We start from the raw sequence: 12,772 nt of genomic DNA, 5'->3' as shown, positions 1-12,772 counted from the left end.
GGATTTTTACCATCGGTCACATTCGAAATCGTGCCATCTGGATTGAAAGAAATACCATCTTTACCATTGGCACCCGTCATGCCTTGAATACCAATGCCATCTTTGCCATTGACGCCCAAACCTGTGATGGACAAGCCATCTTTACCAAACTGTACGGATGCATCTTTACCATCTTTGCCATCCAAAACCACACCTGACAAAGTTGGACGATCTGCAAATTGAACTTGAACGCGGCCTGTATTTGGATCGGTCACAGTTTGCAAGTTACGGCTGTAGTATTCGCCAGTCGTAGAACCTGCAGTAGCAGTATCAAAAGTCTTATTCAAACTCTGAGCAGAACCAATGATGTTTAAGGTTTCACCCAAGTTACGATGAACAGTTCCACCTGCATTGCCCGTAAAATTCAGACCAAGTGCTTTGGTGTCGTCCAATTGTTTGTTGGTAACCAAACCGTCAGGATCCGTACTTTGTACGACATTGGTAATCGTGCCATCTTGATTAAAGGTAATGCCATCTTTGCCATTGGCACCCACAATGGTAATACCATCTTTACCATCAACACCCACACCCTTCAAAGACAAACCATCTTTACCAAATTGAATCGAAGCATCCTTACCATCTTTGCCATCCAAAACCACACCTGACAAAGTTGGACGGTCTGCAAATTGAACTTGAACGCGGCCTGTAATTGGATCGGTCACAGTTTGCAAGTTACGACTATAATATGCACCAGTCGTAGAACCTGTAGTGGCAGTATCAAAAGTCTTATTCAAACCCTGAGCAGAACCAATGATGTTTAAGGTTTCACCCAAGTTACGATGAACGGTTCCACCTGCATTGCCCGTAAAATTCAGACCAAGTGCTTTGGTATCGTCCAATTGTTTATTGGTAACCAAACCATCAGGACCTGTACTTTGTACGACATTGGTAATCGTGCCATCTTTATTAAAGGTGATACCATCTTTACCATTAGCACCCACAATGGTAATACCATCTTTACCATCAACACCAACACCTTTCAAAGACAAACCATCTTTACCAAATTGAATCGAAGCGTCTTTACCGTCTTTACCATCCAAAACCACACCTGAGAATGTCGGGCGATCAGCCAATAACATTTGCAACGTTGTGTCACCAGTCAATGAATTGACAACTGTGACTGTCTGCAAGTTACGAGCATAGTAAGAGCCAGCAGTCGTTTCTTTGGTCGCATCACTGCTCTTATTCAAAGTTTGAGCCGAACCGATAATACTTAAAGTTTGACCCAAATCACGGTGTAAAGTAGGACCTGTATTACCAGTGAAATTCAATCCCAATGCTTTATTGGCTGCCACTTTATCATCTACTGATTTGTTAGTTGCCAAACCATCAGGAGTTGTGCTTTGAACCACATTGGTAATGGTACCGTCTTTATTAAAGGTAATACCATCTTTACCATTCGCACCAACAATGGTAATACCATCTTTACCATCAACACCAACACCCTTCAAAGACAAACCATCTTTACCAAACTGTATTCCAGCATCTTGGCCATCTTTACCATCTAATACCACACCTGAAAGTGTTGGGCGATCTGCAAATTGGATTTGAATACGTCCTGTAGTTGGATCAGAAACGGTTTGTGTATTGCGAGCTGAATATTGACCAGCCGTTGCAGCCACTGATGTAGGTTCAATTGTTAACGCTTTGTTATTCAAAGAACCTACGATATTCAAAGTTTGGCCCAAATCACGGTTCACAGTACCACCTGAGTTGGCTGTGAAATTCAAACCTTGATCAGCAAAAGCAGCCACCACATATAATTGAGAGCCATTAATGGCATCGGTGCTGGTTGCAGTTACACGGCCTGCAGCAACGTTGGTGACTGTTCGTTCAGAACCTGCTTTACCTACACTTACTGTACCCGTTGGAGTAGTACCTGCCACATTAAATGTAGTATTACCCAATGTTGTTGAGGCAGTACCAACCGCAGCAGAAGTCGTTGCACCATTACCCAATGCAACACTATTGGCTACACTTGCGACTGCGCCACTACCTATGGCAATTGCATTGTTAGCAGTTACCTCACTAGTATTGCCTAACGCGATAGAATTGGTAGAGGCTGAATGTGCAGCAGAACCAATAGCAACTGAATTACCGCCCTCTGAATTAGAATTGGTACCATATGCTGCAGAAGAACTTCCTACTGCCGTAGCTCCCACACCAACTGCCGCTGCGTTGAGTCCACTTGATGCTGCATTACGACCCACAGCAATACTAGAATTACCCGTTGTTGTAGCTTTAGTACCAATTGCAATAGTATGGTTAACAGCACCGGCATTAGTCATAGTACCCAAAGCAATCTGACCATCTGTGCCTGTGGTTGCTTTGTAACCAATTGCAACTTGCGCGCCACTAAAACCTTCGGTTGGCTGAGTAGAAATTCCAGTTTTCGCTTCTGTACCTATAGCAATATCATTAGAAAGTTCGGTTGAACTGTTATTACCAATAATATAACTGCTACTTCCTTTGGCAGTATTGTTATTACCCAGCACATGAGTTGAGTTACCTGATATCGTATTATTATTACCAAGAGCATACGAATTGTTACCACTGATTACATTTGGGTCACCAAAAGCACCAGAATTATTACCTGTGACTTGGTTTTTATAACCAACCGCAATGGATTGATTGCCAGATGCGGCACTGCCAACACCAATGGCAATAGAGTCTGGACCTGATGCGTTAGATTGGTAACCCATGGCAATAGCATATCTGTCTATTGCTTTAGAGCTGTCACCAACAGCAACAGAATATATTCCAGAAGCAGTAGATTGAGAGCCAAGTGCCATGGCACTCAAAGCAGAAGCATTAGATTGGTAACCAAACGCCGCAGCCTTACTACCAGCAGAAGCAGCACTGTGGCCCACAGCAATCGCATTTGCAGCACTGGTATTAGCACCACTACCAATCGTCACTTGATGCTGAGCAGATATTGCACCAAAAGAAGCCGCATTAGGACCAATAGTGACAGAGTAACCTGCAGAAGTATTGGCACCATAACCGATATTAACAACTGCATCACCTTTATAAGTTGAAGCATCATGACCAATGGTAATGGAATTCACAGCATCGTTGTTAGAACTCTTGGCACCAATAATAATACCCTGACTACCATCTCCAACTGAGCTAGCGCCATCACCAATGACAACCGTACTATCCGCCACACCATTGCTGACTGCGTTGGTACCTATCACAATAGAATTAGCTCGTGATGCCAAAGCATTGTGGCCCATTGCAGTTGCATTAGCGCCCGATGCTTTACTTTGTGTACCAATAGCCACGCCATATTGACTGGTTACCTGTGAATTGACACCCATTGCAATACTGGCTCGACTAGCATCAGTCGTATTAGCACGATAACCAATCGCAATCGAACCACCTTCGGCATCATAAGCACCGCGATCAGCTGAAGCTTCCTTACCTAATGCGACACTGTAAGCATAGCTGTTGCTATTTGCACCTATGGCAATAACAAATTGTTCCGCAGCACCATAATATTCTGATCTGGCATTGTCACCAATGACAATAGCACCTACATTCTGAGCATTTACAATAGATGCCTTATGTCCTAATGCAATCGAATTGGCAGCTGGATTTTTGGAGTTAGAGCCTATCGCAATACTGGCCGACCCACTTGTAGAAGATGCAGTACCCAATGCCAATCCATTCTCAGCACTGGTCGCTGAATCTCGACCAATAGCAATACCATTTGAAGCCCCGGTTACTTTAGTAGCAGCACCTATTGCAATAGCATTTGCCGAGTCCGTCACTTCAGCACGGCTACCAAATGCAGCTGCATAACCACTGTTCGTTACTTTATGGCGGTCACCCACAGCCGTACCACCATCACTCCCTACAACATGAGTTTGATTACCAATGGCAGTTCCTAAAAAAGAATTTTGCAATTTGGTCTCACGACCCACTGCGGTTCCTCCTTGAGAAGCGAAATCCACATTAGAATAGCTACCCATTGCAATACTGTTGATACCAATATTATTCACACCTGTACCAATGGCAATCACCCTTTGACCATTAAGCCGTGTTTGAGTACCGATGGCGATACTGTCATGGGAATCAGTGCCACTGCCAACAGTCATACCTGACTCATTGCCAATCACCACCATGCGGGTGCCACCAACATCGACTTCATTACCAATAGCAATAGTGCCAAACTCTTTACTTGTAGCTTCGGCGCTAGAAGTTAAAAGAGTGGATGTACTGGTAATGTTGTTACCAATCACCACATCATTTTGGTTACCCGCAATAGTATTGGTACCTACAGCTACTGCATTGACATTCTGAGCCTTGGCACTCGTACCAATTGCAACAGAACCTTGGCTGCTCGCACGTGCTTGTGTGCCAATAGCCACTGCTGAACCTGCTGATCGCGCATCAAAACCCATCGCTACTGCAAAATTACCTGTGGCTTTAGTAAAAGCACCATATAAAGTACTTGCATAAGTAGTTGTACCTTCCCCACCATCAGCACCACAACCTGCAACGGTCGACCATGTAGATGCAGGTGAAAGATAGCCATCTATTGGATTGCCAGGGCTGGAGCTGTAAACAGTCACACCATCAGGACCAACAATGGTTTGCGTATTACCATTCGCACACGCAATATCTCCTTCTAAAATAATTGCCGATGCCTGATTAGACACCATCAAGCTGCCTAATCCCCCTAATATCGGAATCAGCAAAGTACTGATTTTACTTAATGGTTGCCATTGGAATGAATTTAATGCCGACTCTCGCGTGGTCACGGATGTTTGTGACTTAGTGGACTTTCCTCGGGAGGATTCAATCTCCGCGACCGCCACATAGGTTCCCGTTGTTTCGTTGTAGACAACTTTATATGCCTTGTTCATGGTACATTCCTTCTCTATCAAGACGGGTCATCAAACCCATTTTTGGTGCAATATCAGATTTACGTTCATATAAAAAATGTAAATTTTTTATGGCTTTGTATATGACTCAAAAAATAAGTTTTGTTCCAAAAGGCGTATCGTCTTTTAGAACAAGATTCAAAGAAACAAAACTGTATCAATGGATTACGTCGCTTCAATAAACCATTTTTTTTGCAATTGGTTCCTTTTTTTCATTAAAAAAGGCTTACAAAGGCTTACTTTTTTTGCGTTAAATCAAGATGGTTTTTAAATTTTTATGATTGAAAAAATGCTGACACGAAAAAAGAGACTGTCCATTGGCAATAAATGAACTCGAAGAACCATCAAAAATGACTGATTTGATGCCCATATTGGGCATGAATGAATACAAAAAAGCAGCGCCTTTACAGGACGCTGCTTTTTTTAAAACACAACTGAATATTACGAAGTTTGTTGTTCAACCAAATTAGAAACCGTCAAAACATGGTCTATGCTGTGCAACAATTGCTGTAATTGTTGCTGCACTTCTATGGCATCAACAGCAGGGTTTCCCGCCTCATCCACAAAATTGTGCGTGAACGCATCCACATAAGGGGCAAATGTGTGTTTGAGCTGCATCACTTTTAACACATCCAAACGGGTATAGTGTCGACCACCATAACCAACGTAACCATAATCACGCTGCCACGCTTCAAACTGCTTTTGACTGATACCAACCAATTGACACAACTGATCTAACGTAAAATAACGCTGTGCCGGAATCGACCAATTATCTTTGCTTATCATAATGATGTTCCACCATGCCTTTTAATTTTTGGCTTGCGTGGAAAGTGACAACGCGACGCGCGCTAATCGGTACTTCTTCACCGGTTTTAGGGTTGCGACCTGGGCGCTGCGGTTTGTCACGTAATTGGAAGTTGCCAAAACCAGAGATTTTGACTTCTTCGCCACTTTCCAAAGCCTGACGAATTTCCTCAAAAAACAATTCTACAATTTCTTTGGCATCATTTTTATTCATTCCAGCGACTTTGTCGACCAAAATATCTGCCAATTCGGCTTTCGTTAATGTCATATTCCAACTACCTTTATACTCTAAATGTGTGCTGTTAATCAGCTAAAAACGTGTTATTCACTTCTAAAACATTATGCGCGCAAAGACACACCTAATGCTTGGGCTGCTTGAATCAATTGTTGAACCGCTTCTTCAACCACCACATCGGTCAAAGTATTTTCAGCGTCCTGTAAAATGATTTTCACTGCCATACTCTTAAAGCCTGGTTCAATGCCTGTACCGCTGTATACATCAAACAATTGCACATCACGCACCAAGCTGTTGGCGCTCTGACGCAATGCTTGTAATAAATCACCAGCTTTGATGCTGTCTGCTACCAAAAACGCCAAATCACGACGCACAGGTGGCAATTTCGATACTGTTTTGTACGCAACTGCTTGGCTTTGCAATACCACGCTCAAATCCAATTGAAACAATATCGGCGCTTGTGGCAAATCATATTGTTGTACCCATTTCGGATGCAACTGACCCAAGACACCCACTTGTTGGCCATCCAACAAAATAGCCGCACAACGACCCGGATGAAAAGCAGGATGCGTAACAGATTGATATTGTAACGGTAAACTTGGGTGGAGCAACTGTTCTAAATCGCCTTTTACATCAAAAAAGTCCACAATGCGCGCCGCTTCGCCCCATTGTTCAGGCACAGCCAAGCCATAAGCCAAACCGCCTACTTTTTCAATTTGTACAAAACCACCTTGTTCATCTTTACTGAACACACGCGCCACTTCAAACAAACGCACGCGATTTTGCTTGTAACTCAGATTGTGTTGCAAGGTTTTGATCAAACCGCCAATCAAAGTCGAACGCATCACGCTCATGTGACTGGCCAATGGATTTTGCAAACGAATCGGATTGTCATTATTGGCAAAATCTTTTTCCCAAGCTTCGTCTACAAACGCATAGCTGACAATCTCACGATAGCCACGTGCAGCAAAGGCATGGTAAGCAGCAAAACGTGGACGACGACTTTCAGGACGCTTAAGCATAGACAAGCGGCCTGAAGTGTAATCATCAGGAATTTTGTCATAGCCATACACACGGCCGACTTCTTCGATGATGTCTACTTCTTGCTCAATGTCAAAACGGAAACTTGGTGCCGTCACTTCAAAGCCACCTGCAACCGCCACAGGCTCCAAACCCAAATGGTTTAAAATCGTCACCACTTCGGTCTCAGGCACTTCAATACCCAAAACTTGATTGATGCGCGCCAAACGCACAGTAACTTTGTTTGCCGCTGGCAAATCCCCTACAGCCTCAGTCAATGCGCCAATTTTGCCACCACAAATGCTTTGCACCAAGAATGAAGCACGTTCAATCGCCTCTTGTTGCAATTGGTAATCAACACCGCGCTCATAACGGAACGAAGAATCAGAACCGAAACCGTATTGGCGTGATTTGCCAGCAATCGTATCAGGCTGGAACCAAGCCGACTCCAAAACCACATTGGCTGTTTCATCCGATACGGCACTCGCAGCACCGCCCATCAAACCAGCCATACTCAACGCGCCCGCTTCGTCTGCCACCACCAAAGTATCGGCAGCCAAAGTCACTTCTTTGTCATTCAAGCACAACAAAGTTTCGCCTTCATTGGCACGGCGCACAATGATAGAACCTGTCACTTTATCGGCATCGAAAATGTGCATCGGTTGACCTAATTCAAGCATCACATAGTTACCAATGTCTACCAATGCTGAAATCGAACGAATGCCTGAACGGTTCAAGCGCTGCACCATCCAAGCAGGTGTCACTGCTTGAGCATCCACGCCTTCAATTACACGCGCAATAAAACGACCGCAATCCGCAGGCGCATCAATGCGCACCGCTTGTGTTCGTGTCGATGCCACAGGCATGGCTGGAATACTGAAACTGTGGTGCTCACACTGCGTTAAAGCCACTACTTCACGTGCAATGCCTTTAATACCCAAACAATCGGCACGATTCGGTGTGATTTTCAACGTCAACAAATCATCGTTCAAAGCCAAGTATTCACGAATATCAGTCCCAACAGGTGCGTCTTCCGGCAACACCAACAAGCCATCCACATCATCAGGAATGCCTAATTCTTTGCCTGAACACAACATGCCATTGGAAACCTGACCACGCATTTTGGTCGGTTTGATTTTGAAATTGCCTGGCAACACAGCCCCTGGCAACGAGCAAGGCACTTTAATACCAACTTTTACATTCGGTGCGCCACAGACGATTTGCACCAATTGGCCTGTACCAGCATCCACTTGCGTGATATTCAAACGGTCTGCATCAGGGTGTTTTTCAATGTGTTTGATTTCAGCAATCACCACACCTGTAAACTCAGGTGCTGCTTTTTCAACTTCTTCCACTTCCAAACCCGACATGGTCAACAAATGTGCCAATTCGTCCGCGGTTTTATTGGGTGAAACCCATTTTTTTAACCAGTCATATGAAAATTGCATGATGGATTCCCAATTAGAATTGATTCAAGAAATTCAAGTCGTTGTCGAAGAACAAGCGCAAGTCATTCACGCCGTAACGCAACATCGCAAAGCGATCGAGGCCAATACCAAACGCAAAACCTGTGTATTTTTCAGGATCAATGCCCACGTTACGCAACACGTTCGGATGCACCATGCCACAACCGCCTACTTCCAACCAACCACGCTCGCCCAAAATATCAATTTCAGCAGATGGTTCGGTAAATGGGAAGAATGAAGGACGGAAACGCACTTGCATGTCGTCACGTTCAAAGAAATTGCGAATAAACTCAGTAAAGACCGCTTTCAAATCTGCCATCGTCACACCTTCTTCTACCCACAAGCCTTCAGCTTGGTGGAACATCGGTGAATGGGTGGCATCGGAATCGACACGGTAAACACGACCAGGCGCAATGATGCGAATCGGTGGATTTTTCTTGTCCAACATATAGCGTACTTGAATAGGAGAAGTATGCGTACGCAACACATCGCCATTCTCCACATAAAACGTATCTGCCATCGCACGCGCTGGATGATTTTCTGGAATATTCAAAGCTTGGAAATTGTAGAAGTCTTCTTCAATCTCAGGACCATCTGCCACTTCAAAACCCATGCCAGCGAATAAAGTCACCACACGTTCTAAAGTATTGGTGACAGGATGCATACCACCCATCGCTTGACCACGTCCAGGCAAAGTCACATCCAAGCTCTCCGCTTGCAATTGTGCCTCTAACTTAGCCGCATTCAAATCATCACGTTTTTGATTGATAGCGTCCTGAAAACGTTGTTTTTCAATATTAATGGCCGCACCGAAGGTTTTTTTCTCTTCGATAGACAATGCGCCCAAACCTTTCATCAACGAAGTGATTTTACCAGTCTTACCCAAATATTCAGCTTTGACCACTTCCCAAGCTTGCAAATCGGCAATTTGCGCCACTTGCGCAATACCGCCATCCACAAGCGCGGTGACTTCTTTCATGTCCATAATATAACCTTGCGAAATAAAGAAGGTGGCATCTTGTGACAGCTTTACAGGACGCCTAAAAAAAACAATAGTTTGCTGATTGATTGTATGTGAACAAACCAATAGGCAAACTATCGATAAAAAAGGGAGGCTAGGCCTCCCTTTTTATGAACCTGTATTAAGCAAGTTGGGCTTTAGCTTGTTCAACCAATTTAGCAAATGCTGGTTTGTCGAACACGGCCAAGTCAGCCAATACTTTACGGTCAATGTTGATTGACGCTTTTTTCAAGCCGTTCATGAATTTGCTGTAAGACAAACCATTTTCACGAGCTGCAGCGTTAATACGCACAATCCACAATTGACGGAATTGGCGTTTGCGTTGACGACGGTCACGGTATGCATATTGACCGGCTTTCATCACCGCTTGTTTGGCTACACGGTAGACGTTCTTACGACGACCACGGTAACCTTTGGCTAAGGCTAAGACTTTTTTGTGACGAGCACGTGCGGTAACACCGCGTTTTACGCGAGGCATAATCTACTCCAATTAAGCGTAAGGCAACATTTTTTTGACAGCCAAAGTATCGCTGTCATGAACTTGAGTGGTACCACGTAAGTTACGTTTAACTTTAGTGGATTTCTTGGTCAAGATATGGCTTTTGAACGCTTTAGCGCGTTTGATACCACCACTGCCTTGCACGATGAAGCGTTTTTTCGCGCTCGACTTGCTTTTCATTTTTGGCATGGAATACTCCAGTTATTTAATTAGGCATTGGGCGGCCTGAAACAAGCCCTTTAAAGCCCAGCACCACGGTTTTTATGCTAACTTAAACAATAAAACTGCCAAGTCGGTCAGCCTCAACTTGGCAGCCATAAATTATAGCTTTATTTTTTCTTTGGGGCAACCATCATTACCATTTGACGGCCTTCCATTTTCGGAAATTGCTCTACCGCACCCACTTCGACCAAGTCTTCCTGAACACGTTTTAACAATTGGGCACCCAATTGTTGGTGAGCCATCTCACGACCACGGAAACGCAAAGTGATTTTCACTTTGTCACCATCGGCCAAGAATCGCACGATATTGCGCATTTTGATGTTGTAATCGCCATCATCAGTGCCTGGACGGAATTTGATTTCCTTAATTTGCACTTGTTTTTGTTTCTTTTTGGCTTCATCACGTTTTTTGGCTTGTTCGTATTTAAACTTACCAAAATCCATCAATTTGCACACAGGTGGCGTGGCGTTGGGAGAAATTTCTACCAAATCCACATCTTGCTCTTCAGCCAAAGCCATGGCTTGACGAGTTGAAACGACACCCAGTTGTTCACCGGTATTGCTGATTAAACGCACTTCTCTAACAGTGATTTCACCGTTTATACGTGCTTCGCGTTCTTGAGCGATGGTAATACTCCTTCAGTTCTATCATCAATGAGCGAAAGTCGTAGCGATTTCTTGCTGCATATAAGCAATAAACTCTGCCACAGTCATTTGACCTAAATCTTCACCACGACGGCGAATGGCCACTTTGCCCGCTTGTTTTTCTTTTTCCCCAATCACCAATTGATAAGGGACACGCTGCGCACTGTGTTCACGGATTTTGTAACCGATTTTTTCATTGCGCAAGTCGGTTTCAACGCGGAAACCGGCTTCGGTAAATTGTGTTGCAATATTGCTGCAATACTCAGCTTGGTCTGAAGTGATGTTCATCACCACCAATTGCACTGGCGCCAACCACAATGGGAATGCACCTGCATGGTGCTCAATCAAAATGCCAATAAAGCGCTCCAAAGAACCCAAAATAGCACGGTGCAACATCACAGGACGGGCACGGCCATTGTCTTCGGTCACATACTCAGCATCCAATCGTTCAGGCAACACAAAGTCAAGCTGAATAGTACCACACTGCCATGAGCGACCCAAAGCATCTTTAATATGGTATTCAACCTTAGGACCGTAGAATGCACCCTCACCCGGCAATTCTTCCCACTGCACACCACAAGCACGCAAAGCATTGCGCAAACCTTCTTCGGCTTTATCCCAAATCTCATCTGAGCCAGCACGTTTTTCAGGACGCAATGACAATTTGATATCGATATCGGTAAAATCAAATTGTTTATAAACTTTCATCACCAAACGGTTAAAAGCTTGCGCTTCGCTGTCAATTTGGTCTTCGGTACAGAAAATATGCGCATCGTCTTGCACAAATCCACGCACGCGCATCAAACCATGTAAAGCACCAGAAGGTTCATTGCGATGACATGAGCCAAACTCAGCCAAGCGCAATGGCAAATCACGATACGAACGCAAGCCTTGGTTGAACACTTGTACGTGACCTGGGCAATTCATCGGTTTCACAGCATAATCGCGTTTTTCAGATTCTGTGATGAACATATTGTCTTTATAGTTCGCCCAGTGACCTGATTTTTCCCACAACACTTTATCCATAATGGTTGGCGTACGGATTTCTTTATAACCTGCCGCAGTCAACTCTTTGCGCATGTGTTGTTCAATGGTTTGCCACAAAGACCAACCTTTAGGATGCCAAAATGCCATACCAGGCGCTTCGTCTTGCATGTGGAACAAGTCCAATTGGCGACCCAATTTACGGTGATCACGCTTTTCTGCTTCTTCAATGCGTTGAATGTATTCTTTTAATTGTTTTTTGTCTGCCCACGCAGTACCGTAAACACGTTGTAATTGCTCATTTTTAGCATCACCACGCCAGTAAGCACCCGACATTTTGGTCAATTTAAACGCTTTTAAGAAACGGGTATTTGGTACGTGAGGACCACGACACATGTCGACATATTCTTGATGGTAATACAAACCCATATGCGTTTCATTTGGCATGTCGTCAATCAAACGCAATTTATACGTTTCGCCACGCTCAGCAAACACTTTGATGACTTCATCACGCGGTGTCATCTTCTTGATGACATCATAGTCTTGATCAATCAATTTTTGCATGCGTGCTTCAATCGCTTGCATGTGTTCAGGTGTAAACGGCGTCTCACTGTAAATATCGTAGTAAAAACCATCTTCAATCACAGGGCCGATAACCATTTTCACATCAGGGTACAACTGTTTCACCGCGTGACCCATCAAATGCGCACAAGAATGGCGGATGATTTCCACGCCTTCTTTGTCTTTGGCAGTGATGATGTTCAATTTGGCATCATCTGCAATGATGTCTGAAGCGTCTACTAATTGACCATTGACTTTGCCTGCAATCGTCGCTTTGGCCAAGCCAGCGCCAATAGATTGCGCCACTTCCATGACACTGACAGGATGATCGAATGACCGAACTGAGCCGTCCGGTAAAGTAATTTGAGGCATGGTTCACACTCCGTGT

The 12,772-nt window shown here is 44.2% G+C and carries 9 protein-coding genes; all 9 read right to left on the bottom strand.

The annotated features are described in order from the left end of the window. Positions 1–4,910 (bottom strand): ESPR-type extended signal peptide-containing protein (locus H150_RS0102590; protein WP_155970378.1); only part of this gene is annotated, 4,910 nt, incomplete at its 3' end. 459 nt (positions 4,911–5,369) lie between these two features. After that, on the bottom strand, positions 5,370–5,714 hold the full coding sequence (locus H150_RS0102580) for a hypothetical protein (protein ID WP_019957485.1): 345 nt from the start codon (positions 5,712–5,714) through the stop codon (positions 5,370–5,372). Next, complete coding sequence (locus H150_RS0102575) at positions 5,698–6,000, bottom strand: integration host factor subunit alpha (RefSeq protein ID WP_019957484.1); 303 nt, start codon at positions 5,998–6,000, stop codon at positions 5,698–5,700. Before H150_RS0102575 ends, H150_RS0102580 begins: the two co-directional genes overlap by 17 nt. Before the next feature lie 71 nt (positions 6,001–6,071). Further along, the gene (pheT, locus tag H150_RS0102570) at positions 6,072–8,435 is read right to left on the bottom strand and encodes a phenylalanine--tRNA ligase subunit beta (RefSeq protein WP_019957483.1); all 2,364 of its coding nucleotides are present in this window, start codon (positions 8,433–8,435) and stop codon (positions 6,072–6,074) included. Positions 8,436–8,448: 13 nt separating this feature from the next. Continuing rightward, positions 8,449–9,432 carry a phenylalanine--tRNA ligase subunit alpha gene (pheS, locus tag H150_RS0102565; RefSeq protein WP_026353409.1) on the bottom strand — a complete coding sequence of 328 codons (984 nt, stop codon included), beginning with the start codon at positions 9,430–9,432 and terminating at the stop codon, positions 8,449–8,451. A gap of 163 nt (positions 9,433–9,595) precedes the next feature. Then, the gene (rplT, locus tag H150_RS0102560; RefSeq protein WP_019957481.1) at positions 9,596–9,952 is read right to left on the bottom strand and encodes a 50S ribosomal protein L20; all 357 of its coding nucleotides are present in this window, start codon (positions 9,950–9,952) and stop codon (positions 9,596–9,598) included. A 12-nt stretch (positions 9,953–9,964) separates the two neighbouring features. Beyond that, a complete protein-coding gene (gene rpmI / locus H150_RS0102555; protein ID WP_019957480.1) occupies positions 9,965–10,162 on the bottom strand; it encodes a 50S ribosomal protein L35 in 198 nt (65 codons plus the stop codon). Between the two features lie 140 nt (positions 10,163–10,302). Next, complete coding sequence (infC, locus tag H150_RS0102550) at positions 10,303–10,827, bottom strand: translation initiation factor IF-3 (protein WP_081619531.1); 525 nt, start codon at positions 10,825–10,827, stop codon at positions 10,303–10,305. Positions 10,828–10,845: 18 nt separating this feature from the next. Further along, positions 10,846–12,756 carry a threonine--tRNA ligase gene (gene thrS / locus H150_RS0102545; RefSeq protein ID WP_019957478.1) on the bottom strand — a complete coding sequence of 637 codons (1,911 nt, stop codon included), beginning with the start codon at positions 12,754–12,756 and terminating at the stop codon, positions 10,846–10,848. Positions 12,757–12,772: the final 16 nt, after the last annotated feature.

It is taken from the genome of Vitreoscilla stercoraria DSM 513, assembly GCF_000382305.1.
Lineage (GTDB): Bacteria > Pseudomonadota > Gammaproteobacteria > Burkholderiales > Neisseriaceae > Vitreoscilla > Vitreoscilla stercoraria.
Note: the sequence above shows the minus strand (reverse complement) of the source record. Positions and strands in the feature narration are given on the sequence as shown.